This window comes from Bacillus cereus group sp. MYBK79-1 (genome assembly GCF_051915365.1).
Lineage (GTDB): Bacteria > Bacillota > Bacilli > Bacillales > Bacillaceae_G > Bacillus_A.
Map to the genome: position 1 here is coordinate 117,512 of NZ_JBQAEO010000010.1, position 26,189 is coordinate 143,700.

The window sequence follows — 26,189 nt, forward strand, 5'->3', positions numbered from 1 at the left end:
AGTACCAGCAATAGGTGTCCTTATCATGTTTGTATCCCGTTCTTAAGTATATTATTCCATTAGTAATAACCACCTTTTTATATTAGTAATTTGATGTCCCAAAACGAACGTCAATTGCAAGTACCCAACTGACAAGACAAATTCGGGAGGGTGCTAATGATGTGGAAAACAACAACTAAGGAAAAGAAACCAATTACAATAAACGTAATAGTAATCAATAAACCATCAAATGAAGCTATTATGAATACAGCAAAGATTTTAAAGACTTTAGGCACTTCTGCTTAGAGTCTTTTTTTTTATTTTTTAAAGTTGTACCCAAAAACATGACAAACTGGTTCAGGAAAGACAACAACAATGTATGCATTATTAGAGGTAATTAGAACAAAGAAAACACGTCGCATCGTTACACTGGAAGATCCAGTTGAAAAAAGAAATGACGATGTATTACAAATTCAAATAAATGAAAAAGCAGGTATCACATATGAGGCGGGACTGAAGGCTATTTTACGTCATGATCCAGATATTATTTTAGTCGGTGAAATTCGTGATGAAGAAACAGCGAAAATTGCTATAAGAGCAAGTTTGACTGGACATTTAGTAATGACGACATTGCATACGAATGATGCGAAAGGAGCGATACTTCGGTTTATGGACTTTGGCATAACAAGGCAAGAGATTGAACAATCTTTATTGGCTATAGCTGCACAGCGACTTGTCGAATTGAAGTGTCCGTTTTGCAAAAGAAAGTGCTCAACTTTATGTAAATCAATGAGGCAAGTAAGACAAGCGAGTATTTATGAGTTGTTATATGGATATGAGTTAAAACAAGCGATTAAAGAAGCAAACGGGGAATGTGTCACATACAAGCACGAAACATTAGAATCTTCGATAAGAAAAGGATACGCTTTAGGATTTTTAGAAGAGGATGTGTATGTTTAAGGAGATATGGAGTTTAAGTGATCAAGTAGTATTATTGAAACGATTAGGAGAACTATTAGAAAAAGGATACTCCCTTTTGCAGGCATTAGAATTTTTACGGTTTCAATTACCTTTAGAAAAGAAAGTACAATTGCAGCGCATGATTGATGGGTTAAAAGATGGAAAAAGTCTACACGATTCTTTTCATCAATTAAAGTTTCATCAGGAGATGTTAAGCTATTTATTTTATGCCGAGCAACATGGTGATATTTCTTTTGCGTTGCAACAAGGGAGCTCACTTCTTTATAAAAAGGATAAGTATAGGAAAGATATGATGAAAATAATGCAGTACCCCATGTTTTTGGCGTTCTTTTTAATGATCATGATTTTTGTTTTTAACCGCATTTTATTACCGCAGGTTGACATGGTATATAGTTCGTTTGGTTCTACAGCACCTTTACTTACAGAACAAATATTAAGTGCAATTAAGCTGCTACCATATCTTATTATTAGCACTATTTTTATCGTCTTAATTGGCTGTAGTGTATATATATTTTACTTTCGGAAACTCCCGCATATGAAGCAGATAAAAATTATACTTCGTATTCCCCTCATAAAAACATTTCTTATTTTAAAGCATTCGCATTATTTCGCTACTCAATTGAGCGGCTTATTACACGGAGGACTATCAGTACTTGAGGCTCTAACAATAATGATGGAGCAAAAATATCATCCGTTCTTTCAGTATGAAGCGGGCCGAATTAAACACCAATTAATTGCGGGAGAACCGTTGCAATTTATTATTGCAAAAAGCGGATATTACGAGGAAGAGCTATCTTATATTATTACGCATGGACAAGCAAACGGTAATTTGGCGATTGAATTAGGTGACTATAGCGATCTTATCATGGAGAAGATGGAGCAAAAAGTTAAACGTATGTTAGTGATCATTCAACCGATTTTATTTACGTGTATTGGAGGAATAGTCGTTCTTATGTATTTAGCGATGATTATGCCAATGTTTCAAATGATGAATTCTATTTAGGAGGTATTTACATGCAGAATGAGGAGGGATTTACCCTTTTAGAAATGTTATTAGTTATGGTCGTAATAACTGTATTATTACTATTAATTATTCCTAATGTAGTTACACAGCGTTCATCGGTCGAAGGAAAAGGATGTAAAGCTTATGTGAAATCTATAGAAGCACAAATACAAGTATACCAATTACAACATAATAAAATTCCCTCGCTAAAAGAGCTAAGTGATGAAAAATATATTACATCTGATAAGTGTCCGAATGGTGAATCCATTCATATTTCAAATGATGGAACAGTATCAAGTGGGAAACTGTGAAAGAAAAAGGTTTTACTCTTTTAGAAATGCTACTCGTTCTCTTTGCAATTTCTGTACTAAGTATGGTCATGTATTACAATGTACATTCATTATATGAAAAACAAAAAATCGAACAATTTTTGAGACAGTTTTCAAATGATATTTTGTATATGCAACAATTAGCGATAAGCCGTCAAAAACATTATACATTACGATGGTATAAAGATAGACATATGTACTATATAGGGGAATCGAGTACGAATCTTGCTATCATTAAAAGAGAATATGATAGCGATATACAAATTGATTTGAATACTTTTCCCAATCCGATGACATATAATCCGAGTGGAAATATTAATAGAGGTGGTACAATTTTACTTGCGTATCGAAGTTATAAATATGAGGTTGTATTTCAGCTTGGAAGAGGGAGATTTACATATCGTGAAATGTCAAAAAGGGTCAGTGATGGCTGAAATGCTTGTGGCATTAAGTATAGTAATGATGGCGGTATCTTTACTACTTCCGCAAACAGTATTAATTATGCAAGAACGAAAGAACATACAAATTCGTTATAATGCATTTGTATTATTAAAAAGAGCAGCAGCTTTATATATGTATGAGAATGAGGAAAAACAACAGAAAGAAAAAGTCGTAAATGGAAATGTATATTACACATATTGGGGAGGAAATGAAGTTTGTGCTATGTGGAAAGATGTGAAAGGAAGAATGATGGAACAATGCTTTTATGCAGGAGAAAAAACAAATTAGAAGTTGGATTTACTTTAATAGAAATGATCGTATGTTTTTTTCTGTTATCACTGTTCTTTTTACTCTTGCCACGTTTAAACTTTATCGGAATAGAAAACAAACAATCGAAAGGATTAAATAATTGGGAATGGGATGTGTTTATAGGACAAGTACAATTAGAATTTCGTGAAGTATCATTTGTAGAAAAAATAGTCCCTGAAAATAAAGATAATCTTTTGCGCTTCCGCCTTCGTACTGGAGATGAAGTGACGTACGAAAAATTGAATAATCATCTTATAAGAAAAGTGAATATGCGCGGAAGAGAAGTTATATTACAAAATATTGAAAGGGTTTCATATGAAGTAACCCCTCACTTGCTCTTTATAAATGTGAAAGATATGAGTGGGAAAGTATATGAAGGTGTAGCTGTAAGGTATAGCGAGATGGAAATAAATACATGAGAAAACAAGATGGATTTACGATGCCAGGAACAATCATTTTTCTTGTATTATTAACTTCGTTCTTTGTATACGAAACGAATATGTTACTTATAGATAAAAAATTTTATATTGAAATAGAGCAAAAGTTTGTACTAGAGGAACTACTAAGTCAATCGATTACAAATATAAAAAAAGACTTACAGCAAAAAGAAAAGGAAGATACATTTTTCTTTCAATATGAAAAGGGCGCAGCAAGTGGAAATTACGTCTTTGAAAACGATGTTATACTCGTTTCGTTGCAGTGCAAAATCAAACAAGAAGTTTTCTATAAAGTAAGCTTTCGGTATAGAAAAAAGGATGGAAAAATATTCGATTGGATAGAAGGATAGTATGTAAAATATACGGATGAAAACCATAATTTCTCATTTTGTAATAGGTTGTTTTTTAAAAGGAAATGGATAAATAAAACAATCAAAAGTTTAAATTTTCTCAAAAAAGAGAAAGGTAGAAAGAATATGATATATTCATGCTATCCAATCATTATTTTTAGGGAGAATAGGGAAATGACAAACAACAATCAAATAGGTGAAAATAAGGAACAAACTATTTTTGATCATAAAGGAAATGCAATTATGACAGAAGATAGGGAAATACACATTATTTCAAAATTCGAAGAACCTCTTATTGTCGTGCTAGGAAATGTATTAAGCAATGAAGAATGCGATGAATTGATTGAATTGTCTAAAAGTAAGTTAGCACGTTCTAAAGTTGGTTCATCACGTGATGTAAATGATATTCGAACGAGTAAGGGTGCATTTTTGGACGATAATGAACTTACTGCGAAGATTGAAAAACGAATTTCATCTATCATGAATGTTCCTGCGTCGCATGGAGAAGGATTACACATTTTAAATTATGAAGTGGATCAACAATATAAAGCGCACTATGATTATTTTGCGGAACATAGTAGATCAGCTGCTAATAATCGTATTAGTACGCTTGTCATGTACTTAAATGATGTAGAAGAGGGCGGAGAAACGTTCTTCCCGAAATTAAATCTTTCTGTGCACCCTAGAAAGGGAATGGCAGTATACTTTGAGTATTTTTATCAAGACCAATCATTAAATGAGCTTACGTTACATGGAGGGGCACCTGTAACGAAAGGTGAGAAATGGATTGCAACGCAGTGGGTAAGAAGAGGCGCTTATAAGTAAAAGCGTGTATGAAACGTTTTGTTCTTCATTTTATAAGAAGAACAAAACGTTTTTTTATTAAATAATGTAATCATTCGTTATAATAACAAATAATAACGGATGATTGAGAGGAACGAACATGAAATCTATATACATAACCGGTTATATGGGAGCTGGGAAAACAACAATTGGAAAAGCATTAAGTAAAGAACTTCATATGGATGTTGTCGATACAGACAAAAAAATTGAAGAGAAGCAGGAGAAGGCAATTCGTGATATTTTTGCTGAAGAAGGCGAAATGGCTTTTCGGGAATATGAAAGTGAAATGTTACGTTCACTACCGAGTTGTAATGTAATTATTACAACTGGTGGCGGCATCATTGAACGAGAGGAAAACCGAAAGTGGATGAAGGAAAATGGAACCATCGTGTATTTATATTGTGATCCACATGTAATAGCAGAAAGGCTTCGTGAAGATACGACACGGCCACTATTTCAGAAGAAAGATATAGAGGCATTTGTGGCAAAATTTGAATCGCGCCGAGCTTATTATGAAGAGGCTCATATTCATATCGATACGACGAATAAGTCTGTAAAGCAAATTATGAATGAATTAAAAGAAAAGATTAATGAATAAAAAAGTGGACATACTAATCAAGTAGAGGTGATGATAATATGTCTACTAATGATTATGTTCGCTTTGTGACACAGCAATTTGTGTCGTATATGGATGCTCCAAAAGAAGATCGTAAACAAAAGAAAGAACAACGCCGTGCTGAAAAAGAGCCATTTATGAATAAGTGGTTTGGTGTTATGCCGCTAAGTGCTGCTTTGTTTTATCGAAACGTAAAAAATAAAAGAAAAAAATCAAGTTAACGATTTCGTAATATGTGCAGCAAAATAAAAATCCCCTAGTAGTATGATGCTACTAGGGGATTTTTATTTACTGCACGGATTCTTTTTCTTCTGTAACGGCATGTATTTTATTATTTACCCAAACAAATCCAATTCCGATACAAATGGAAATGCCCCATCCAACAGCGGTCATAATCGCTCTCATTTCACCATAGCCATCTACACCGAAAACAGAGATGAAATAAATTTTTAAGAAGCTTTTTAATATGAATTGCAGCCCGAAAAATAGCGTTAAATATTGTAGTGCTGGATAGATACGACTATCACGATACAGTTCACGACTTTTATCACGGTCATGGCCTTGCAGTGCAGCAATATCTGCTGCGAAATATAACATAAGTGGTTTCTTTATAAAAATTGTACATATGACGATAATGCCGAGTACGATGTGATAATACGCATCGTTCCATAACATTCGTTCAGCTGATCCAGATAATAAATCTACCGTTGTATTAGAAATGAGTGTAATTAAAATAAAGAACCCTGTCACGTTAAACTGTTTTTCTTTTTTAAAGGTATACAGTGTATAAATAATCCCCGGAACAGAGGAGAGTAACATCGCGTAATAAGGATCGATATAAGGTTTTGCAAATTTCCAAATGAGGAACGGGATTACGAGATAAAAGACAAGATCTAATATAGCTTTTTTATTTTGATTCATACAAATCCTCCTTAAGTCATACATATATTTTATAATATAATTTCTGAAAATTGTATAAGGTTTAATGGGAAATGAAAAAATATATCAATTTTTGAGGGATTCGTAGATTGAAAAAATTGCCCCTAGCGTAGTAAGTTTTTTTAGTATATAATAAAGGAAACGCTTTCATTTTTTATTTCGTTCACAAAATGGACGGAAAATTACATAATCACTATCGATATGTTGTTTTATAATGAAACTAATTAAATATACATGCATACAATATTGTGAAATAAATAACATAAATAATCTATATAAATGTAAACGTTATCAAAAGGGAGAGGTGGAGACAATGAGTAAATTTTTCTTCAATCATAATCCAGCAACAGTAGAGGATGGAAGACTTGTTAAGTATGCTGAAACTATTTATGGAGAAGGTGGCCGTTCTGTATTAGAAAATTTAATGGTGAAGGCATCTATCAGATTGCGTGATCGTTATCCGAATAAATCTGACGAGCAGATCTCGAACCTAGTAAATAAAGGCATCCATGATATGTTTCAAAAATATGTGAGCGAGTAAGAGTAGCCAATGGCTGCTCTTATTTTTTGTATAAAGATTGTATCTCTAGCTGAAAATAAGGGTGTATTTTGAAAGACATAAGAAGGAGTGGAAAAGATGAGTAATGGAATTGGCCGTTCAAAAGAAAACCTTCCAACTGATGCAAATCATGTGAGTGCAAAAGATCGTGCGCATCAAAAACGTATGGCAAAGCAAAAACAACAAGGGCGTAATGGCGATAGAGGATAACTCTTAAAAAACTCCTTCTAAAATAGAAGGAGCTTTTTAAGATAGAAAGTGATTCGCGGTAACGTAAAAGAGTCCACCGTTAATAATTTGCACTGTAATGCGTGGTTCATATTGTTCTTGCAGTGCTTGCTTTTCAATTTCATAGCTTTCGGGAAGTTCATCACTTTCTTCATAAAAACGATTTAAAAGGTCTAAATCGTGATTCCAGCGCACTCTTGCTTCTTTCGCCCACGTATGGTCATCTTCTGCAATTATATTCTTTAAAGCGTCCTCTATACGTTGTAAACCACTTTGCGGTTTAATAATAGGCGAGAGCGTAAAACAAAAGTCAGGTATTTTCGGTGTCAGTTTAATTTTAGCTAATGTCTCATGAAAGTTTGCAATCATTGTGCCAGAAATGAGATGAATCCCAATGGAGTGAAGAATGTCTTTTTTTCGATCGCATTGATAGGAAACTTTAATATTTACACCGAGCCACGGATGGAGCGGTGTATGCGTTGCCCCGCTATGCCGTACTTCCTCATATAAACGTATGTAAGAGCCTAATTCTTTTGTTGTTTGGAAAATTTGATGAAGGCGTGGGGAACCGTAGTGAATCAGCTCACCATCGTTTTCTTCATTTTCTGGATTTGTAACAAGAGTAAGGCGCATCGGATTCGGCACGCCTCCTGTTTTCTCAAGATAGTGCCAATAAAAAGGGCGATTCATTAATAATTTATCTATCTCAATTGTTAACTGCACATTTAATAAATGAGGAGAACGTTCTAAAATTTCACAGTTATTCGCCTCAAAAAAATTGTATAAGTAATTATGAATTTCATGTTGCTGCATAGCCTTGCACCTCAGCTTCATTTCGTTTTGCGAAGTCGATAATAGATGTTAAGTTTTCCATCTTAATTCGGATTTCTCCTTCGCTTTTTGATTGCGCAAATATTTCTTGAATATGCGCGTCGATGTTTTTCATATTAATTCTCGTTAAAATTTCATCAAGCTCACCGATAACACGCTCAAATAAATTGATTTTTTCATATAGCAGTTTCAAAATATGCTCTTCAACCGTATGTTTTGTAGCTAAGTTATAAATATGAACATCATTCTTTTGACCAAGACGGTGAATACGCCCTATTCTTTGTTCAAGACGCATTGGATTCCAGGGTAAGTCATAATTGATCATATGGCTACAAAACTGTAAGTTAATCCCTTCACCACCAGCTTCGGTTGCAATTAATACTTGTGCGTGGTTTTGGAAAAGCTCCTTCATCCAATCTTTCTTCCCGCGTTTAAACCCGCCGCGGAATGGAACGGAAGAAATACCGTGTTGTTGTAAAAACCATTGTAAGTACATTTGTGAAGCTCTATATTCAGTGAAAATAATGACTTTATCGTCAATTTCTTTTATAAGCTCAAGAGCTTTATTGGCTTTTGAGTTGAATGGAATATGATTAATCTTGTCCATTAGCACATCAATATGTGGGTCTTTTATGTAATGCGCATTTTCTTTTTGCCTTTTTTCCACATGTTTTTTTAATGAATAGTACACAGCCTCGCGACTACTACACGCTTCTCGTTTTAAAGTTAACGACGAGAAAGCGGATGTGAAGGCGTCTTGACCTCGCCAATTTTCAATACCATTATACAAAGCTTGTTCTTCTTCATTAAACTCAACAAAAATTGTACGTACATGTCTCTTTGGCCAATCAATTCCGGTATTATGCCGTCGATTTCGGACCATCACTTTATTAATAAGAGCTTTTAAATCTTCATCAGATTCGGCAGAACGATTTTTTGAAGTGTAATATTCTTCAAAGTTGGATTGATTGCCTAAATGTCCTGGCTTTAATAAAGATACAAGGTTGAAAATTTCATCGATCTTATTTTGAACAGGGGTAGCGGTTAATAATAAACAAAATTTCTTTTTTAATCGTTGTGCAAATTCATAGTTTTTTGTTTTATTATTTTTAAGTTTATGTGCTTCATCGATAATAATAAGGTCATATTCTAAGTTCAAAACGATATCGCGATGCGGTGAACGTTTTGCAGTATCAATTGATGATACAATCACATCGGCTTGTTCCCACGAGTAGCTTTTCTTTTGGGCTACAGCTGGAATGAAAAATTTTGTGTTTAATTCGTATGCCCATTGCGATACGAGAGAGGCAGGGACAAGTATAAGTACTTTTTTCACAAGGCCGCGGACCATATATTCTTTTAAAATAAGCCCAGCTTCAATCGTTTTCCCAAGTCCCACTTCATCTGCTAGTATCGCTTTACCATTCATTTGTTCAATGACATTTTGAGCGACTTCTAATTGATGCGGAAGTGGTGTGAAATGAGATAAATGTTTCGGTGCTTGTAATCCATCGAAAGTAGGAACAAGTAACGATTTTTCTGTTTTATAAGCTAAATGATATAAATCCCAGTTTGTCCAAGGACCATCCTCGTTAATTCTATTTAAAAAATTATTTTGCCACGCTCGATCTACGGAAATATCGACATTCATTACGACTCTCCCACCTTTTATAAACTAAAGTAATTATTAAAAAAATCTTTATTATATAAACCTTGTAATAAGGCGCTATTACACATACTGAAAGTTAAAGAATAGGCAAAGATAAAGAATTAAATTTTGAAAGTTGTATTTAATAAGATTAAGAATAAAAAATTCTAAATTATTTTTTATGCTAGAATATTGATGAAATATAGCGAATGATGTTAGGATAATGGTGTGAAATGTGTGGAATCTTTCGTATTTTATCCAAGAAAGTGATTTTTTATTTACGCTTTCATAAAAAAAAATAATGAGATTCCGTATATCCTATCTTTTCAGAGTGAAAATGTTTAGATATGGCGAGCAACTTTTATTGATTTGTCAAAGCATAAGGGGGAGAGAGCATGATTACATTACAACGTACACCGTTATTTGATGTATACGCGAAGTATGGTGGGAAAACAATCGACTTCGGTGGTTGGGAATTACCAGTTCAATTTTCAAGCATTAAAGAAGAACATGAAGCTGTACGTACAGCGGCAGGTTTGTTCGATGTGTCTCATATGGGAGAAGTTGAGGTAAAAGGTGTAGATAGTTTAGCATTTTTACAACGAGTTGTTACAAATGACGTTTCTACCTTAAAGGTAGGAGGCGCACAATATACAGCTATGTGCTACGAAAATGGTGGTACAGTAGATGATTTATTAATCTACAAACGTGGTGAAGAAGACTATTTATTAGTAATCAACGCATCAAATATCGAGAAAGATTACGAATGGTTAGCTAGCCATGTAATTGGCGATGCGACAGTAGTCAATGTTTCTAGTGAAGTTGCACAGCTTGCAATTCAAGGACCAAAAGCAGAAGGCATTTTACAAAAAGTTGTGTCAGAAGATTTGAAAGAAATTAAGTTCTTTAAATTTAAAAACAATATTCTTGTAGATGGAATTCCAGCACTTGTATCTCGTACAGGTTACACAGGTGAAGATGGATTTGAAATTTACTGTAAGAGTGAAGATGCTGCAAAACTTTGGGAGAAACTTCTTGAAGTTGGGGCAGAAGAAGGTTTAAAAGCATGTGGTTTAGGTGCTCGTGATACACTTCGCTTCGAAGCAACATTACCACTTTATGGTCAAGAATTATCAAAAGATATTACACCGATTGAAGCTGGAATTGGCTTTGCGGTAAAACCAAATAAAGAAGTAGACTTCTTTGGAAAAGAAACGTTAAAAGAGCAAAAAGAAAACGGTGCGCCTCGTAAGTTAGTCGGCATCGAAGTAATCGAACGTGGAATTCCTCGTACGCATTATCCTGTATTTATTGGAGAAGCAAAAATTGGGGAAGTAACGAGTGGTACACAATCTCCAACGTTAAAGAAAAGCATTGGTTTAGCACTAATTGATGTAAAATACGCAGCAGTTGATACAGAAGTAGAAATTGAAATTCGTAATAAACGCGTCAAAGCAGTAGTTGTTCCAACACCATTTTATAAACGTTCAAAGTAACGGGGAGAGGGGTAGATTTCATGTTGCATCGTTATCTTCCAATGACAGAAGAAGACAAAAAAGAAATGTTACAAACGATCGGCGTTCAAACGATCGATGAGTTATTCTCTGATATTCCAGAGAGTGTTCGTTTTAAAGGGGATTTAAAAATTAAAGAAGCAAAATCAGAGCCAGAGCTTTTAAAAGAGTTAACTCAAATGGCTAGTAAAAATGCTAACTTAAAAGAGTACGCTTCTTTCTTAGGAGCAGGCGTATATGATCATTACGCTCCAGTAATTGTAGATCACGTTATCTCTCGCTCAGAATTTTATACAGCTTACACGCCATACCAACCAGAAATTTCACAAGGGGAATTACAAGCAATCTTTGAATTCCAAACAATGATTTGTGAATTAACAGGAATGGATGTAGCGAACTCTTCTATGTACGATGGGGGTACAGCTTTAGCTGAAGCGGCAATGCTAGCAGCTGGCCATACTCGTAAAAAGAAAATTCTTGTATCTAGTGCAGTCCATCCAGAATCAAGAGCAGTACTTGAAACGTATGCAAAAGGTCAACATCTTGAAGTTGTTGAAATTAATCATAAAGATGGTGTAACCGATTTAGACGTATTACAAAGTGAAGTAGATGATACAGTTGCTTGTGTAATCGTTCAATATCCAAACTTCTTCGGACAAGTTGAAAAATTAGCTGATATTGAAAAAATCGTTCATCAACAAAAATCATTATTTATCGTTTCTTCAAATCCATTATCATTAGGCGCATTAACACCACCAGGAAAATTTGGTGCTGATGTTGTAATCGGTGATGCACAACCATTTGGTATCCCAACGCAATTTGGTGGACCACACTGTGGTTACTTTGCAACAACGAAAGCATTTATGCGTAAAATTCCAGGACGTCTTGTCGGACAAACTGTAGATTCAGATGGTAAACGTGGATTCGTATTAACGTTACAAGCACGTGAACAGCATATTCGTCGTGATAAAGCGACGTCTAACATTTGTTCAAACCAAGCGTTAAATGCATTAGCAGCTTCTGTTGCAATGACGGCACTTGGTAAACAAGGTGTGAAAGAAATGGCACGTCAAAACATTTCTAAAGCACAATATGCAAAACGTCAATTTGAAGCGAAAGGCTTCACAGTAACATTTGCTGGACCATTCTTCAATGAGTTCGTTGTAGATTGCAAGCGTTCAGTGAAAGAAGTAAACGATGCATTATTACAAAAGAATATTATCGGCGGTTACGACCTAGGCCGTGATTATAAAGAGCATGAGAACCATATGCTTGTAGCAGTAACTGAGCTTCGTACAAAAGAGGAAATTGACACACTTGTAAACGAAATGGGGGCTATCCAATGAAGAATCAAGACCAAGCACTTATCTTTGAAGTGAGTAAAGAAGGACGCATAGGATATAGCCTACCAAAATTAGATGTAGAAGAAGTGAAACTAGAAGATGTGTTTGAGAGCGATTATATTCGAGTAGAAGATGCAGAGCTACCAGAAGTATCTGAACTTGATATTATGCGCCACTATACAGCACTTTCAAACCGTAACCACGGTGTTGATTCTGGATTCTATCCACTTGGATCTTGTACGATGAAATATAATCCGAAAATTAATGAGAATGTAGCTCGTTTCGCAGGATTTGCAAATATTCATCCGTTGCAAGACGAAAAGACAGTACAAGGTGCAATGGAATTAATGTACGACTTACAAGAGCACTTAATTGAGATTACAGGTATGGATACTGTTACATTGCAACCAGCAGCTGGTGCACACGGAGAATGGACAGGTTTAATGTTAATTCGTGCATACCATGAAGCAAATGGTGACTTTAACCGTACGAAAGTAATTGTTCCTGACTCTGCTCACGGAACGAATCCAGCATCTGCAACTGTAGCTGGTTTTGAAACAATTACAGTAAAATCAAATGAAAATGGTCTTGTTGACTTAGAAGATTTAAAACGTGTTGTAAACGAAGAAACAGCAGCACTTATGTTAACAAATCCTAATACATTAGGTTTATTCGAAGAAAACATTTTAGAAATGGCAGAAATCGTCCATAACGCAGGCGGTAAATTATACTATGATGGTGCAAACTTAAATGCGGTATTAAGCCAAGCTCGCCCAGGAGATATGGGATTTGACGTTGTGCATTTAAACCTTCATAAAACATTTACAGGTCCTCACGGCGGCGGTGGCCCAGGTTCTGGTCCAGTAGGTGTGAAAGCTGATTTAATTCCGTACTTACCAAAACCAATTTTAGAGAAAACGGAAAATGGCTACCACTTTAACTATGATCGTCCAGAAGCAATTGGGCGCGTAAAACCATTCTATGGTAACTTCGGAATTAACGTTCGTGCATACACATATATTCGTTCTATGGGTCCAGATGGACTACGTGCAGTAACGGAGTATGCGGTATTAAATGCGAACTATATGATGAGAAGATTAGCACCATTCTATGATCTTCCGTTCGATAGACATTGTAAGCATGAGTTTGTATTATCAGGTCGTCGTCAAAAGAAACTTGGTGTACGTACATTAGATATCGCAAAACGCCTGCTTGATTTCGGTTACCATCCACCAACGATTTACTTCCCATTAAATGTGGAAGAATGTATTATGATTGAGCCGACAGAAACAGAATCAAAAGAAACATTAGACGGTTTCATTGATAAGATGATTCAAATTGCTAAAGAAGTAGAAGAAAATCCAGAAGTTGTACAAGAAGCACCTCATACAACAGTCATTAAACGTTTAGACGAAACGATGGCTGCACGTAAACCAGTTTTACGTTATGAAAAGCTAGCTCCTGTACAAGTTTGATTAGAATAACAAAGGAAGAACTCGCTATATGCGGGTTCTTTTTTTGTATGGAGAATCTGTCCCACATTAACGGGCAGTAAAACTCCCACCTCAAAAATCGGCTGTTGCAAAGGAGTTAGGTGGGAGATAAACTGCCCGTAAATGTCCGATTGGTTCAACTAATAATCAGTGGGGATGAACAAAAATCCCCCACTGATTAAAGTTTCACTTTATGCAGAAGTGGTGAAGAAAATGTTAAAAATTTATATTTTTTGTTTCATAATGGTGTAAAGAAGCAGTTTTATAGGTGATTTTGTTGAAAAAGTCAGTTTGATAAAAGTATTTATTTTTGTTAGAATTTTATTGAAATTAAGAAGATGTAATGAGATTGGAATGACTCATTTTTATGTATATGTGAAAAAACGAGCAAGCTGGGGGTGAAAATGTGGGATATCGGTGTTATAGAATGATATACCATTTAGAAAACGGAAAAACGATTAAAGATGTAAAAGAATTTTGTTATCGAGACCAAGGAAAAGTACTAGAAAGAGTAGCGCATCGTGTAATGGATAATAGAGAAGTGACGGCAATTGATAAGCAAGGAACGATTATTTCAATAGCATGTGAGGACATTGTAAAGGTGGAACTTGATTACATAACAGAAAGTTAACCTTGAGTCATATCGAATTATTCGATAAAATATACTGTTGAATGGTGAAGTGAGAAGAGAGGAGTTTATTATGGGTAGCACAAGACACTTTTATATGTTTATCTTAGCGTTTGTTCTTGTTGTGGCATTAACGATTTATTTAATTGTTGATAGCACTTGGTACAACACAGTTCATCCGGCGTTCCTTCTGTTTATGTATGTAGGAATTGCGGTAGTGAGTTTCGGAATGAGAGATGAGATGTTAGATCGCTTTGAAAAGTGATACATATACGAAAGACCAACAGGAAAATGTTGGTCTTTTTTTCTTGCCAAAAATAGGGCGCTGTGTATATACTGTATATATAAGGTATACACAGTATATACACACTGGAGGAAAACATGAATATTATTATTTCGAATTCTTCCCAAGACCCTATTTATGTACAAATAAGAAAACAATTAAGCCAGCTTATTTTAAATGGTGATTTAAAGGGTGGAGATCAATTACCGTCTATTCGTAGCTTAGCGAAGGAGCTACAAATTAGTGTAATTACAACGAAGCGTGCGTACGAGGAGCTTGAAAAAGAAGGATATATAGAAACTGTTGCTGGGAAGGGGACTTATGTTTCACGTAAAAATAATGAACTACTAAAAGAACAAAGGCTTCGTCTATTGGAAAGTAAAGCGGAAGAGATTGTGAATGAAAGTAAAGCGTTGCAGCTTTCACTGGAAGATTTACAGCAGATGATTGCGTGTTTATATGAGGGGGAATAAGGGATGTTAGAACTAAAAAATGTTTGTAAAAGTTATCAAGACTTTTCAGTGAAAAATATAAGTTTTACGTTACCACGCGGATATATTATGGGATTTGTTGGACCGAATGGAGCAGGGAAAAGTACGACGATCAAAATGATTATGAATCTAATTAGGAAAGATAGCGGCGATATAAAAATTTTTGGCAAGGACAATAAGAAAGCCGAAAAGGAAATAAAACAAAATATCGGTTTTGTATATGATGAAAATCATTACTACGAAGATTTAACGTGTGAACAAATGAAACGTATTATTGCACCGTTATATAAAAAGTGGGACGAAGAGCAGTATCAATCGTATATGCATAGATTGCAAGTTCCGAAGTATAAAAAAATTAAAGAACTATCAAAAGGGATGAAAATGAAATTTGCGATTGCTATCGCACTTTCACATCACGCAGAGTTTATCATTATGGATGAACCGACAGCAGGATTAGATCCAGTTGTTCGAAGTGAATTACTTGATATGCTGCAAGAAACTGTAATGGAAGATGAAGTATCTGTATTATTCTCAACGCACATTACAACAGACTTAGAGCGCATCGCTGATTATATTACGTTTATCAACGATGGAGAAATTATATTTACTGGTGAGAAAGATGAATTAATGAAGAACTACGTAATCGTAAAAGGAAGTAATGATTTATTAGACCGAGAAGGAAAAGAGCTATTTGTTGGATTACGAAAAAATAAATTTGGTTTTGAAGGTTTAGCGAAGGATAAACAAGCAATTGTCGATTGGTTTGGAAATGAGGTTGTACTAGAAAAGCCTACATTAGATGATATCATCGTTTACACCGCGAAAGGAAGAGGTGCCTATGCGTCAGCTCGTATATAAAGATTTGTTCTTTTTTCGGGTAACTTGGTTAGTAAATCTTGTTGTCCCCCTTGTATTATTTATGTTAGATCCAGGTGGTGAATTGTTATTTTCGATGAGTTGTCTATTTATAACTCTTTCTTCTGTTATGACACTAATCTTTATGGATGAAAGAAATAAAAGTGACATTGTGATAAATAGTTTACCTGTAAGTCGAAAGGATATCATTATTGCTAGATATATTTCCTGTGCAATATTCATTGTAGGCAGCATATTCTCTACGATGTTAGTTGTTTTTCTTATAAGAGGCATTGTAGTTATTGGTGATATCGGTGCATATCATCCTAATCTATACATTGAAATTCCATGGTATGAAGTCATAAATGGAGCTGTTTACGCTGTATTTTTTGTTGTGACATTTTTTCCAAGTTATTATGTTACAAAGTCAAAGATAGCACGAAGTATAGTATCAGGAGTATCAATGGCAGTTGGTGGGATTGCTTGGATATTTATAGGGGATGGACTGAATGAAACAACGTCATCACTCAGTAATTGGATTATGAATCCTTCGAACATTTTCTTGCTTATAGTTTGGGCGGTTATATTAGTTAGTGTGTATATCGCCTCTATGTTTCTTGCAATTAAAATTTACGGAGCACGTGATTTATAGAGAGGGGAATTTAGATGCAGCAATTGATTTTGAAGGAGTTTTTCTTACAGAAGAAGATGTTTCCTTTTTATTTTTTAATACCTATTTTATCTGTTTTTAGAAATTCTGTAGAACCAATGGGGATTGCAATAGGATTATTTATGACATGTAGTACGATTATATATATTTCTTTTTATCATGAAGAGAAAAGTAAAACAGAAAAAGTATTAGTGAGTTTGCCTATAACGAGAACAGAGATAGTTATAGCTAAATATATTTCAACCACATTATTTATTATAGTCGGTTTGAGTATAACCTCTATAGTCGTAATATTAGGAAATATTTTATTGAACAGAGCTATAGTTATTCCTGGATATGCAATGTTTTCAGCAATAGTAGCAACCTTGATTTATTGTGTAGTAACGATACCTACTAATTACATGGGGGGATATAAAGCTATTACTGTCTTGAATGTGATTATGATTTTTCCTTTAATAGGTATGATTGGCCTTATGTGCAATATTTTTGGTGATGAAATAATCATGTTAAAAGTACTCCACTCTCAAGAGGCTACACTAGCAATGAGTGTTGTTGGTATCGGAGTGTTAGTAAGTATAGTCATATCAATGTTGCTCTCAATGAAAATGTTTCAGGAGGCAGAGTTATAGAAGGGACATTTTCATATTAGGAGGTGTAATACATGATCAAGCAACTAGTCTTAAAAGATATGATGTTGCAAAGAAAGGTAGGGGTTGTTGGTTTTATATGCTTGCTTTTCCTAGCAATTGTTGATTTCGGTAGCGACACTTTTCTGTTGAAGCTTAGTATAACTATACCTCTCCTTGGAACAATATGGTCGACGAGTTATGAGGCTAGAAATAAGAGTGAAAAGATATTAAATAGTTTACCACTTCAGCGTCAGGAAATTGTCATAGCAAAATACATATTTGTAAGTATTTTAGTTCTTTTAGGTGTAGTTTTCTCGCTTTTAGTTGGTCTAATTCAGTTGCAAAATGAGCATATAACAGGATTTATGTTGTGGGGAGCGATTCTTGGCGGAGTAACGGGAGGATTGGTTTATAGCATGATCGTACTTCCAATTGAATTTTCAGTAGAATATAGCAGTTCGAAACAGGCTGCTTATTTTATGGGAGTTATAGTTGGGGGATTAAGTGGAGTAATTGTAAGCAGTGTATGGTTAGATGTAGAGAATGTTTGGAGCACGAGTCTAGTCGTAAATGTTTGTTTTATAGCTGGGCTACTTCTTTTATATATCATGTCTATGTTACTCTCAATTAATTTGTATAGTGAGCGTGATTTGTAAGGGAGAGGGGAATAGTTTTGAAACAACTAATTTTAAAAGATTTTATTATTCAGTGGAAATTTTTAATGTGGTACATACTATATCCTATTCTCTTTTATATGGCCTTAAAAGATACGGGAAATGTATTCGTAATTATGTCGGTTATTTTTACAGTTATGGCGACGGTAAAAACGTTTGAAGCCGATGGTAAAAATGAGAGTGAAATAATAGTAAATAGTTTACCGATATTGAAAAAAGAAATTGTATTTGCAAAATATGTCGTATCGATTATTATTCTTTTCATAAGTGTATCAATTGGTTGTTTCACGATGGGAATGAGTAATGGAACTAATGTATTTGAATTTATTGAAACGACAATGGTTACTAGTATTAGCTTCATTTTAGTATATTTAAGCTTTGTTTTACCAATAGCGTTTTGGTTGGGATATAAAAAAACTATTCTTATTACAATAGTAATATTCATGGCGCCGATTGTTATTTTAGAAACTTTGTTTCAAATCAACTTGGAACAAATTCAACTATATAACAGCATGTTATTCATTAGTTCGATATGCATGTTCATAATATCTATCTTCGTTTCAGTGAAATTATATGAGAAGAGAGAATTTTAAAAGGTGCCTTATGTAAGGCACCTTATTCAATAACGACAATATGAAAGTAAGAGTTTATAAACAGAGAGGCTATTCGGTACAACATCTTTTGGAGTATGTAATATAAAGCTGAAAATGATAACGAGAATGAGAAAGAGGAAAAATAAAAATAGGATCTGCTTATGTATAGAATTTTGCATATTATTCACTCCTTTTTTAGGTAGTATGTCCAAAAGAAAGGAGTGTATGAAAAATGTTAGGGGGAGAATGATGAATAAAAGAAAATGGTTATATAGAATAGGGATATTTTTATTTTCAATTGGTCTCGTATTAGCAAATTTTTATTCTGATATCCCATCACCATTTCCTAATTTGCATAAAGGGATTGGTATAAGTACTGTCATAGTTGGTCTTCTTTGTCTTATCACATCAAACCTCTACAGAAAGTCTGAATGAATATAAAAAAGGACAGTTACTCTTTTTCAGAAGTACTGTCCTTTTTAAATAATTTATTCCATAGTTTGGCGATACTCCATATAATGACGATTGCAATGGAGCCAATAACTGACCAAACAATAGATGCAATTTCAAGTGCCATGCTAGGAAGAAATGTAAGAATGGATACGACTCTATGAAACAACCATTCTATTATATGAAAACTGATTTGCAGTAGAATGACGATTCCGAGTGTAATCCATGTTAATATTTGTTTTCCTTTTTCTTTCCACATGACACTCACCTCACGTTAGCTTAATAGTTTTAAGCCAACAGCGCCGCATAGAATGCAGCTTAGGAAGGCAAGACGACGCCAATCCGCTGATTCGCGGAAAATAAGAATGCCTAGAAGTGCACTTCCGGCAGTTCCGATTCCAGTCCAAATTGCGTAAGCAGTTCCCATCGGTAATGTGTCCATCGCAAGAGATAAGAAGAAGAAGCTTACGCTGAAGTTAGCGATTAAAATAACTTTTGGTGCCCAGCCTTTCTTTTCAGTGGCTACTTTCATAAAGAGTACACCAATAATTTCACAAATACCAGCTAGAATTAAAAATACCCAAGCCATTTTATGCGGCCTCCTTCGCTTCTTTTTCTTCTGTTACTCGTTTTAAACCAATTACGCCGAAGAAGATTAAGCCGATTAATAACACTTTTACAATAGAGAAAGGTTCTCCGAAGATGAAAATCTCTGTAAGAACGATTCCACCAGCTCCAATTCCTGTAAAGACGGCGTATACAGTGCCGACAGGTAAATCTTTATAAGCTCTAAATAATAAAACGAAACTAATTGTAATTAATAACGCAACACCAATCCATTCAAGTGGTGCCTCCGCTTTTTTAAGTCCAATCACCCAAAAGATTTCAATAATACCAGCTATGATTACATAAATCCATGCCATATGTCATTTCTCCTTCCTACCAGTCGTTAGGTAAAGGGCTTAAAAACGACGCATTGCAAAGGAGCAATCCGTCAGTTTGAAAGGCCTCGCCAAAATACTTGCCAAGAGGCGTTTAAACGAGTCTCAAAGCGATTTAAACCTGCAAATAGTAGTTCAACCATAAGTCCGTCCAGTAAGCATAGAAAAGCTTCTAGAGCGTCTTCTACTTCAATGTTATGCAGTTCACTTTGCTCGTTTGCCTGTTTAAAAATAGGGAATAAAAGTTTTCCAACGTTTTCAATGTGCGCATTCGCTTTTTCAATAATTTGTTCACGAAATGCATCGGGCGGAAAATAGGAAGTTCGTAACCAAAACATTGATTCTTCACTTTCACCAAATCGTTTTGCGTAGCCCTTTAGTAACTGTAAGAGCGATTCTTCAGTAGACGAATTTGAAAAATTTTCGATATCATCAGTGAAGCTCTGTAAATCTTTTTGAAGAGCGGATTCTAAGCATATAAAATATAGCTCTTCCTTTCCTTTAAAGTGTGCGTAAATCGATGGCTTTTTAATCCCAACTTCTTGAGCAATATTTGCTAATGAAGTTCCTTCATAGCCGTAGCGTGCGAAATGAGAAAGTGCTACAGCTTTAATGCGGTTTGCTGTCATTTTCATCCCCTACCTACCGTTCGTTAGGTTCATTATATGCGAGTAAAAATATAAAGTCAATAGGTGAAGAGCTGAAAAAGAGCGCTATAGGTAACGCTCTTTTTTTAGACAGTATCTCGCTCAATTAAATGGAATGAAAGCTCTTCTGCGTTACCGGCAATTTGCTCGCTTTGAATCTGTTTATGGAATAAAGCAAAAGCATGTGAGCCCATTGCGAGACCGGGATGTTCAATTGTTGAAATTTCTAACGCCTTTGAAATTTCATGATTATCAAATCCAAGGATAGCAAGGTCTTCAGGGACTCGAAGACCTTGTTTTCGCGCTTCTGTTAATAAACCAGCTGCAACTTGATCATTCGCTGTAAAAATAGCGGTTGGACGATTTTTCATGTTTAAAATACGATGGAGTATTTGTGCACCGTCTTGCATTGTATAGCATTGATGAAAAATCCATTCGGGATGTAACGTTTTACCTTCGTTACGAAGTGTATCAGCAAACGCTTTTTCACGTTCCATGGAATTTACACTTGTTTTTCTTGCTAAACAAATCCCGATTTTTTCATGGCCTTTACTAATTAAATAGGCGGTGCCGAGACGGAAGCCTTCATAATGATCTACGTAGACAGATGAAATGAGGGGGTGGTTCATTTTTTCACATGAAATAATAGGAGCAAATTTTGCGAAAGGTTCAATTTGTTCCCAAGAACTCGTTCGAGAGCAAATAATCATCCCGTCGAATTGTTTCATTTTCATCATTTCAAGAACACGAATCTCTTCGAGGCTATCGTAATTTGTTTGGCATAAATTAATGTGATATCCAGCTGCTAACGCTTCGTTTCCGATTCCTTCAATAATGGTACTGAAGTATGGAAGGTTAATGAAAGGGAGCATAACACCGATCGTATATGTTTTTCCCTTTATTAAATGAATAGCATTTATATTTTTTGCATAGTTCAATTCTTCAACAGCATCTAGAACACGCTTACGTTTTTCTTCTTTTACGTAAGGGTGATTATTAAGGACGCGGGAAACAGTTGCTATGGATACACCAGCAGTTTTTGCAATTTGTTTTATATTGGCCATATGTATCACCTCTTCCTCTTATTATAAAGGGAAAATAATAAGAATGAAAAAATCTTGACCTGAAAAGCTTTTCACAAACTATGGTATTAATAAGGCTTCTTTTTATTCGCGTAACCTTTTCACTTGGGCGTAAGAATGATAGGGGTCTTTTTGTTTGCAAAATAGTTTTGTCAAAATGTGTGAGAATAACGTGGAAAGTTTTCAAAGGTGGAGTTTGGTAGCGAAGCGAATATGAAGAGCATATAAACGCTTCGTTCGTTAAGAGGGCGGTATGAAAGGGCGGAAACAAATTGAAAAAAAGAATCATTTGTTTCGTGTTTTCTAGTTTCATGCTTAGTTCGTGTTCGTTTCAGCAAACGATGCAAGAAGAAAAAAACTTTGTGGGAACCACAGGGGGAGCTATGGATCGTGTTACGGATCCTATTCCGCTGAAGGATCTTCCAAAATATTTTCCAGTGAAATTTAAAGTTCCGGCGTTTTTACCGTATGACATTATGAGTGATGTGAAGGGAGAAGTCAGAACGATTGGAAAAAAGAACGCTGTCTTAATGATTAAATATAAACAGCGGGAGCCGGGGAGAAATGAGTATATTGAGTTAAATGTTGCGAACTTTCCTTATAGTTTTCCAGATCTCGTGGAGGAGAAGCGATTTCAAGAACAAATGAAATTGAATAGTGGAGCATTCGCTTATTTTAAAAATAAGGATGACTCTGGGCAAGGAGACGAATTTGCTACGCTTATATGGAAAGAGAAAGGGCTTGAATATCAGCTGCTGTATCGTAATGCACAAGAGAATGATCAAGATGTGATTAAGAAAAATTTATTATACATTGCAAATAATATGGAATGAAAAAACTAGCTGAATCATTCAGCTAGTTTTTGTATGTTATTATTTCTTTTTAATTTTTCCAGTCCACGTTTTGAATCCACCTTGTAATTGGTAGAAATCTTTGTAGCCTTGTTTCTTTAAGTATTGAGCTGCACGACCAGTACGGAATCCGCTTTGGCAGTATAAGTAAACTGGCTGATCTTTACGAAGTTCTTTATGACGAAGGCGAATTTGTGATAATGGAATGTTACGTGCGCCTAAAATATGCCCTGCAGTATATTCGTCTGCTTCGCGAATATCGATAAGCTGTGCTTTACGGTAGCCAGCGCGAAACTCTTCTTCTGAAAGTGTTTTAATTAATTTTCTCTGATAGAAATACATCCATACAGTGTAGCCGATGAACGCTACGATTACGGCTAATAAAATAATCCAAGTTGTTGACACGGTTCTATCGCTCCCTTTTTTCTTATCCTACTTTCAATATTATAATGCCCGTATGTATTTATGCAACAGATTCATTTGCATAATAAGAAGAAATTTCGTATTCTTTCACAAATTTTGTCGAATTTGGTAGACTAGAGAATGTGAAAAATAATTGGTTATATGAGGTGCAGGATGGGAAAAGAAAAATGGTGTTATATTAACTCTGGTCAATGTTCGCCGGCATTTAATATGGCGTTAGATGAATGTTTATTAAATTGGCAAAGTGAAAAGAAAATGCCACCAACCATTCGTTTTTATGAATGGGAAGTACCAACATTAACAGTTGGGTATTTCCAGCGTGTTGAAAAAGATATTAATATGGATGTAGTTAACGAAAAGAAATATGGATTCGTTCGTCGTCAAACAGGCGGCAGGGGTGTACTACATGATAAAGAATTAACGTACAGTGTTATTGTGTCTGAAGATCATCCAAATATGCCAAAAACAGTTACAGAAGCGTATCGTATTATTTCCCAAGGTTTATTAGATGGTTTTAAGGCATTAGGATTAGAAGCGTATTATGCAGTTCCAAAAACAGAAGCAGACCGTGAAAATTTAAAAAATCCACGTTCAGGCGTATGCTTTGATGCACCGTCTTGGTATGAAATTGTAGTAGAAGGAAGAAAAATCGCAGGTAGTGCTCAAACACGTCAAAAAGGTGTGATTTTGCAGCACGGATCGATTCCGTTAGAAATAGATTTAGATGAGTTATACGATCTGTTTTTATTCCCGAATGAACGTGTGAAAGAGCGTATGAAGAGTATGTTCTCTTCTAAAGCGGTAGCAATTAATGAATTAACAGATCGTACGTTTACAATTGAACAGCTAATTAAAGCGTTTGAGGTTGGGTTTGAAAAAGGATTAGATGTAGAGCTTGTTCCGTATGAATTAACAGAAGAACAATTACATGAAGTGCAAACATTAGCAAAAGAGAAGTATGAAAGTAAGGAATGGAATTATAAAAAATAAGAGGTGGCAATTGCCACCTCTTATTTTTTATAGTAAATTAAGTACTTTTTCTACTTTGATTCCTTTATCTTGTAAAGAACGAAGGCGATTTACAACGTCCATAATTTCTTTGTCAAATGTAACGCTAATACCTTGGCTTTGTAGTTCTTCTTTTAAGCTTTCAATAGAATCATCTATGTCGATGCCAAGCTCGTAATCTTGACAAACTTCAATTGTCTTTTTCACGAGTTTCACATAATTTTCTTGTAGTTTTGTATTTGTTTCAGTCAAAGCAGGTTGCTTCGGTTTTGCAGGAGCGACCGGTGCTGTCTCTTGCTTTGTAACTGGAGTTGGTACTGCTTTTTTCACAGGTGCTGGAGTAGATAATTCCGCAGCTGCTTCTACACTTACTGGCTTCGGCGTTGGTACCGGAGTAGGTTTAGGTGCTACAGGTGTTTCTACTCGCGTAACAGGTTTTGGAGCAGGTGTAACTGCTTTTGGAGATTCTACAACTACTTCTTTTTTCGGAGTAGCTTCTACAACTGTTTCTTCTTGTTCAGCAGCTTCTTTATTCTCTTTGCTCCACATAACGCGTTCAACTTCTAGAGAAACATTGTTTTTGTTCATCGCTGTTAATGTAACTTTACCAACTTCAGCGTTCCCAGTGAAATCAACAATTTTATAAATAACACTCTTGTTCCAATCCACGTTTCCGCTCAAAAATAATTCTTCGTTACATTTCGGCGTTAAGCCCTCGATTTTAATTTCTGCGTTTACACCGTTTTCACTATATACCATAATTAGCGAAGCATTTACATCTTCGTCTGCTAACATTAGTTCACGTACCATTTTGCCGGTGCGTACTTGCGTTTTCTTCTTAACTGACATCTAATTTCTCCTCTCAAAAATTCAGTAATAATAAAAAAATCGTATAACGAAAAATAATTGCTCACGAAGATTTATGATACCGATAATAAAAGCATCACGTCAACAATTAACTTTAATTATTTTGCATTTTTCTTATTTTCTTTATGAAATTTTTCAATTTGTAAAATTAGACAGAAGAAAAACAGCCTTTTGGAAGGCTGTTAAAAATTTGATTTTTTATATAGTAATTTATATAAAGCATAAAATAGGATAGCGATTAAAGCATTTTGCCAAAAGGTTAGATGGTAAATGAGATAAGGTTGCTTTTGGAAATAAATATTTAAGAATACAGCGGAACAAAATGGAGTAGCGAATGCAAATCCAAAGAGAATCTTTTTTTTCCAATTCATCGTTTGGTCAAAAGAAAAGCGTTTTAATAAATATAAAATGAAAAGTATACCTAATATGATAATTGAAATAGACAAAGTAGTCCCCAGAATGCTAAAAGGTGGACCTAATTTGTTAGTATTCTTTTCGAAAAGAAAAATGAAAAGAGAAGCCATAGCATGCATTCCGAACTGTATAGCAAGAAGTAAGCTAATAACAAAACCGATTAAAGAAGTTTTTTCTAATTTTGTTTGTGTGGGTAAAGCTGATATAAGTTCATCGCAGTAAGATCGCAAATCATTTCCGAAAATGTCATAAGCATTTTTATTTTCTGTTTGTGCTTCGATAAGGTGGTCTAATATCTCTAACAAAAGTTCTTCTACTTGATGTTCGGGTACATTAGATAACCGAAGATATACTAACATATCGCCATAAGCAGTTTCGTTTTCGGAAGTTAGAAGCTCACGTTTTTTATTATTCAATTCAATCATGTGTTGTGCCTTCATCCCTATCACTCCCCTTGTAATAAGTTGTTTACGGTTGTTGAAACCATTCCCCAGCTTTGTTTAAATTCTTCAAGTTGTTCTAATCCTTTATCGGTTACGTGATAATATTTTCGCTTTGGACCGAGTGAGGAGGCTTTTAATGTTCCTTCAATCAATTTTTCTTTTTGCATACGTAACAATAACGGATATATGCTTCCTTCGCTTACAAATGTAAATCCGTGTTTATTTAATTTTGTACTCAGTTCATATCCGTACACTTCTTCTTGTGAAATGATGTATAGGATGCAACCTTCGAGCACGCCTTTTAACATTTGGCTGTGCATGATTTCACCACCTTTTACCCAGGTAACTTGCGTTGCAAGCTACCTGTTATCCAAATTATAACATTCAGTAACTTGCA

At 35.0% G+C, this 26,189-nt stretch carries 38 protein-coding genes and 2 pseudogenes; 27 read left to right on the forward strand and 13 right to left on the reverse strand.

From position 1 onward, the window contains the following. Positions 1–156 precede the first annotated feature (156 nt). The 11 genes and pseudogenes from ACTFOB_RS17095 to ACTFOB_RS17145 all read left to right on the forward strand — a co-directional run bounded on the left by ACTFOB_RS17095 (position 157) and on the right by ACTFOB_RS17145 (position 5,509). Positions 157–285 (forward strand): hypothetical protein, encoded by a 129-nt coding sequence (locus tag ACTFOB_RS17095; RefSeq protein ID WP_267911579.1) that lies wholly within the window; start codon positions 157–159, stop codon positions 283–285. Between the two features lie 45 nt (positions 286–330). Beyond that, a pseudogene (gene comGA, locus ACTFOB_RS17100) lies at positions 331–939 on the forward strand (competence protein ComGA); the annotation flags it as partial. After that, positions 932–1,963 (forward strand): competence type IV pilus assembly protein ComGB, encoded by a 1,032-nt coding sequence (gene comGB, locus ACTFOB_RS17105; protein ID WP_440027716.1) that lies wholly within the window; start codon positions 932–934, stop codon positions 1,961–1,963. The pseudogene comGA and the gene comGB, both read left to right, overlap by 8 nt. Positions 1,964–1,974: 11 nt before the next feature. Next, positions 1,975–2,274 carry a comG operon protein ComGC gene (gene comGC / locus ACTFOB_RS17110; protein ID WP_016086289.1) on the forward strand — a complete coding sequence of 100 codons (300 nt, stop codon included), beginning with the start codon at positions 1,975–1,977 and terminating at the stop codon, positions 2,272–2,274. Further along, positions 2,271–2,726 (forward strand): competence type IV pilus minor pilin ComGD, encoded by a 456-nt coding sequence (comGD, locus tag ACTFOB_RS17115; protein ID WP_440027719.1) that lies wholly within the window; start codon positions 2,271–2,273, stop codon positions 2,724–2,726. The genes comGC and comGD overlap by 4 nt, the downstream gene beginning before the upstream one ends. Further along, complete coding sequence (gene comGE, locus ACTFOB_RS17120) at positions 2,719–3,021, forward strand: competence type IV pilus minor pilin ComGE (RefSeq protein WP_440027721.1); 303 nt, start codon at positions 2,719–2,721, stop codon at positions 3,019–3,021. Before comGD ends, comGE begins: the two co-directional genes overlap by 8 nt. Further along, entirely contained in the window at positions 2,991–3,461 is a 471-nt protein-coding gene (gene comGF / locus ACTFOB_RS17125) for a competence type IV pilus minor pilin ComGF (protein ID WP_440027822.1), read from the forward strand. Before comGE ends, comGF begins: the two co-directional genes overlap by 31 nt. After that, entirely contained in the window at positions 3,458–3,829 is a 372-nt protein-coding gene (gene comGG, locus ACTFOB_RS17130; protein ID WP_440027723.1) for a competence type IV pilus minor pilin ComGG, read from the forward strand. Before comGF ends, comGG begins: the two co-directional genes overlap by 4 nt. Positions 3,830–4,003: 174 nt before the next feature. After that, positions 4,004–4,654: a 2OG-Fe(II) oxygenase gene (locus ACTFOB_RS17135; protein WP_440027725.1), complete on the forward strand. Its 651-nt coding sequence runs from the start codon at positions 4,004–4,006 to the stop codon at positions 4,652–4,654. A gap of 118 nt (positions 4,655–4,772) precedes the next feature. Then, on the forward strand, positions 4,773–5,270 hold the full coding sequence (locus ACTFOB_RS17140) for a shikimate kinase (RefSeq protein ID WP_440027727.1): 498 nt from the start codon (positions 4,773–4,775) through the stop codon (positions 5,268–5,270). Positions 5,271–5,308: 38 nt separating this feature from the next. Continuing rightward, positions 5,309–5,509, forward strand: coding sequence for a YqzE family protein (locus ACTFOB_RS17145; RefSeq protein ID WP_000106081.1), 201 nt, complete (start codon positions 5,309–5,311; stop codon positions 5,507–5,509). A gap of 67 nt (positions 5,510–5,576) precedes the next feature. On the opposite strand, the gene ACTFOB_RS17150 is transcribed toward ACTFOB_RS17145, so the two are convergent. Together ACTFOB_RS17150 and ACTFOB_RS17155 are read right to left on the reverse strand one after the other, a co-directional pair. Further along, positions 5,577–6,209, reverse strand: a complete 633-nt coding sequence (locus tag ACTFOB_RS17150) for a VC0807 family protein (RefSeq protein WP_001073110.1) — start codon at positions 6,207–6,209, stop codon at positions 5,577–5,579. A 140-nt stretch (positions 6,210–6,349) separates the two neighbouring features. Then, positions 6,350–6,467, reverse strand: a pseudogene (locus tag ACTFOB_RS17155) (GTP pyrophosphokinase). A 73-nt stretch (positions 6,468–6,540) separates the two neighbouring features. Here ACTFOB_RS17155 and ACTFOB_RS17160 point away from each other — a divergent pair. Together ACTFOB_RS17160 and ACTFOB_RS17165 are read left to right on the forward strand one after the other, a co-directional pair. After that, positions 6,541–6,768, forward strand: coding sequence for a hypothetical protein (locus ACTFOB_RS17160; protein WP_151633167.1), 228 nt, complete (start codon positions 6,541–6,543; stop codon positions 6,766–6,768). A 96-nt stretch (positions 6,769–6,864) separates the two neighbouring features. Next, on the forward strand, positions 6,865–6,996 hold the full coding sequence (locus tag ACTFOB_RS17165; protein WP_000064662.1) for a hypothetical protein: 132 nt from the start codon (positions 6,865–6,867) through the stop codon (positions 6,994–6,996). Between the two features lie 36 nt (positions 6,997–7,032). Here the strand turns inward: ACTFOB_RS17165 and ACTFOB_RS17170 are convergent, their stop codons facing one another. Further along, entirely contained in the window at positions 7,033–7,827 is a 795-nt protein-coding gene (locus tag ACTFOB_RS17170) for a YqhG family protein (RefSeq protein ID WP_440027729.1), read from the reverse strand. Then, on the reverse strand, positions 7,814–9,496 hold the full coding sequence (locus ACTFOB_RS17175; protein WP_440027731.1) for a DEAD/DEAH box helicase: 1,683 nt from the start codon (positions 9,494–9,496) through the stop codon (positions 7,814–7,816). Before ACTFOB_RS17175 ends, ACTFOB_RS17170 begins: the two co-directional genes overlap by 14 nt. Positions 9,497–9,888: 392 nt before the next feature. Here ACTFOB_RS17175 and gcvT point away from each other — a divergent pair, with 392 nt between their 5' ends. The 12 genes from gcvT (at position 9,889) to ACTFOB_RS17235 (ending at position 19,101) form a co-directional block, all read left to right on the forward strand. Further along, a complete protein-coding gene (gene gcvT, locus ACTFOB_RS17180) occupies positions 9,889–10,989 on the forward strand; it encodes a glycine cleavage system aminomethyltransferase GcvT (protein ID WP_440027733.1) in 1,101 nt (366 codons plus the stop codon). Between the two features lie 20 nt (positions 10,990–11,009). Then, positions 11,010–12,353: an aminomethyl-transferring glycine dehydrogenase subunit 1 gene (gene gcvPA, locus ACTFOB_RS17185; protein WP_440027735.1), complete on the forward strand. Its 1,344-nt coding sequence runs from the start codon at positions 11,010–11,012 to the stop codon at positions 12,351–12,353. Continuing rightward, on the forward strand, positions 12,350–13,825 hold the full coding sequence (gene gcvPB / locus ACTFOB_RS17190; protein WP_440027737.1) for an aminomethyl-transferring glycine dehydrogenase subunit 2: 1,476 nt from the start codon (positions 12,350–12,352) through the stop codon (positions 13,823–13,825). Before gcvPA ends, gcvPB begins: the two co-directional genes overlap by 4 nt. 445 nt (positions 13,826–14,270) lie before the next feature. Beyond that, positions 14,271–14,474, forward strand: a complete 204-nt coding sequence (locus tag ACTFOB_RS17195; protein ID WP_000639160.1) for a DUF3929 family protein — start codon at positions 14,271–14,273, stop codon at positions 14,472–14,474. Positions 14,475–14,544: 70 nt separating this feature from the next. Beyond that, a complete protein-coding gene (locus tag ACTFOB_RS17200) occupies positions 14,545–14,736 on the forward strand; it encodes a hypothetical protein (protein WP_000535935.1) in 192 nt (63 codons plus the stop codon). 116 nt (positions 14,737–14,852) lie between these two features. Beyond that, positions 14,853–15,227, forward strand: coding sequence for a GntR family transcriptional regulator (locus tag ACTFOB_RS17205; RefSeq protein ID WP_151633157.1), 375 nt, complete (start codon positions 14,853–14,855; stop codon positions 15,225–15,227). 3 nt (positions 15,228–15,230) lie between these two features. Beyond that, on the forward strand, positions 15,231–16,103 hold the full coding sequence (locus ACTFOB_RS17210; RefSeq protein ID WP_440027740.1) for an ABC transporter ATP-binding protein: 873 nt from the start codon (positions 15,231–15,233) through the stop codon (positions 16,101–16,103). Continuing rightward, the gene (locus ACTFOB_RS17215) at positions 16,084–16,752 is read left to right on the forward strand and encodes an ABC-2 transporter permease (RefSeq protein WP_440027742.1); all 669 of its coding nucleotides are present in this window, start codon (positions 16,084–16,086) and stop codon (positions 16,750–16,752) included. Before ACTFOB_RS17210 ends, ACTFOB_RS17215 begins: the two co-directional genes overlap by 20 nt. 14 nt (positions 16,753–16,766) lie before the next feature. Further along, the gene (locus ACTFOB_RS17220) at positions 16,767–17,399 is read left to right on the forward strand and encodes an ABC-2 transporter permease (protein WP_440027743.1); all 633 of its coding nucleotides are present in this window, start codon (positions 16,767–16,769) and stop codon (positions 17,397–17,399) included. Positions 17,400–17,431: 32 nt separating this feature from the next. Beyond that, on the forward strand, positions 17,432–18,055 hold the full coding sequence (locus ACTFOB_RS17225; protein WP_440027745.1) for an ABC-2 transporter permease: 624 nt from the start codon (positions 17,432–17,434) through the stop codon (positions 18,053–18,055). 17 nt (positions 18,056–18,072) lie between these two features. After that, positions 18,073–18,666 (forward strand): ABC-2 transporter permease, encoded by a 594-nt coding sequence (locus ACTFOB_RS17230; protein WP_440027747.1) that lies wholly within the window; start codon positions 18,073–18,075, stop codon positions 18,664–18,666. Positions 18,667–18,912: 246 nt separating this feature from the next. Next, positions 18,913–19,101 (forward strand): hypothetical protein, encoded by a 189-nt coding sequence (locus ACTFOB_RS17235; RefSeq protein ID WP_440027825.1) that lies wholly within the window; start codon positions 18,913–18,915, stop codon positions 19,099–19,101. Between the two features lie 16 nt (positions 19,102–19,117). On the opposite strand, the gene ACTFOB_RS17240 is transcribed toward ACTFOB_RS17235, so the two are convergent. The 5 genes from ACTFOB_RS17240 to ACTFOB_RS17260 all read right to left on the reverse strand — a co-directional run bounded on the left by ACTFOB_RS17240 (position 19,118) and on the right by ACTFOB_RS17260 (position 21,768). Then, the gene (locus ACTFOB_RS17240; RefSeq protein WP_440027749.1) at positions 19,118–19,375 is read right to left on the reverse strand and encodes a DUF3975 family protein; all 258 of its coding nucleotides are present in this window, start codon (positions 19,373–19,375) and stop codon (positions 19,118–19,120) included. Positions 19,376–19,390: 15 nt separating this feature from the next. Beyond that, positions 19,391–19,705, reverse strand: a complete 315-nt coding sequence (locus tag ACTFOB_RS17245; RefSeq protein WP_098663329.1) for a DMT family transporter — start codon at positions 19,703–19,705, stop codon at positions 19,391–19,393. A 1-nt stretch (position 19,706) separates the two neighbouring features. Continuing rightward, entirely contained in the window at positions 19,707–20,039 is a 333-nt protein-coding gene (locus tag ACTFOB_RS17250) for a DMT family transporter (protein ID WP_151633138.1), read from the reverse strand. A 71-nt stretch (positions 20,040–20,110) separates the two neighbouring features. Next, positions 20,111–20,692 carry a TetR/AcrR family transcriptional regulator gene (locus ACTFOB_RS17255; protein ID WP_151633136.1) on the reverse strand — a complete coding sequence of 194 codons (582 nt, stop codon included), beginning with the start codon at positions 20,690–20,692 and terminating at the stop codon, positions 20,111–20,113. Between the two features lie 98 nt (positions 20,693–20,790). Beyond that, entirely contained in the window at positions 20,791–21,768 is a 978-nt protein-coding gene (locus ACTFOB_RS17260; protein ID WP_440027752.1) for a LacI family DNA-binding transcriptional regulator, read from the reverse strand. 314 nt (positions 21,769–22,082) lie between these two features. Here ACTFOB_RS17260 and ACTFOB_RS17265 point away from each other — a divergent pair, with 314 nt between their 5' ends. Next, complete coding sequence (locus ACTFOB_RS17265) at positions 22,083–22,619, forward strand: DNA polymerase III subunit delta (RefSeq protein WP_440027828.1); 537 nt, start codon at positions 22,083–22,085, stop codon at positions 22,617–22,619. Between the two features lie 39 nt (positions 22,620–22,658). Here the strand turns inward: ACTFOB_RS17265 and ACTFOB_RS17270 are convergent, their stop codons facing one another. Beyond that, the gene (locus ACTFOB_RS17270) at positions 22,659–23,042 is read right to left on the reverse strand and encodes a rhodanese-like domain-containing protein (RefSeq protein ID WP_000108656.1); all 384 of its coding nucleotides are present in this window, start codon (positions 23,040–23,042) and stop codon (positions 22,659–22,661) included. Between the two features lie 171 nt (positions 23,043–23,213). Between ACTFOB_RS17270 and ACTFOB_RS17275 the strand changes: the two genes are divergently transcribed. Next, on the forward strand, positions 23,214–24,050 hold the full coding sequence (locus ACTFOB_RS17275) for a lipoate--protein ligase family protein (RefSeq protein ID WP_000514071.1): 837 nt from the start codon (positions 23,214–23,216) through the stop codon (positions 24,048–24,050). A gap of 27 nt (positions 24,051–24,077) precedes the next feature. On the opposite strand, the gene ACTFOB_RS17280 is transcribed toward ACTFOB_RS17275, so the two are convergent. The 3 genes from ACTFOB_RS17280 to ACTFOB_RS17290 form a co-directional block, all read right to left on the reverse strand. Next, the gene (locus ACTFOB_RS17280) at positions 24,078–24,917 is read right to left on the reverse strand and encodes a hypothetical protein (protein WP_440027755.1); all 840 of its coding nucleotides are present in this window, start codon (positions 24,915–24,917) and stop codon (positions 24,078–24,080) included. A gap of 200 nt (positions 24,918–25,117) precedes the next feature. After that, on the reverse strand, positions 25,118–25,789 hold the full coding sequence (locus ACTFOB_RS17285) for a hypothetical protein (protein ID WP_440027757.1): 672 nt from the start codon (positions 25,787–25,789) through the stop codon (positions 25,118–25,120). A gap of 5 nt (positions 25,790–25,794) precedes the next feature. Further along, positions 25,795–26,112, reverse strand: a complete 318-nt coding sequence (locus ACTFOB_RS17290) for a PadR family transcriptional regulator (RefSeq protein ID WP_000556083.1) — start codon at positions 26,110–26,112, stop codon at positions 25,795–25,797. Positions 26,113–26,189: the final 77 nt, after the last annotated feature.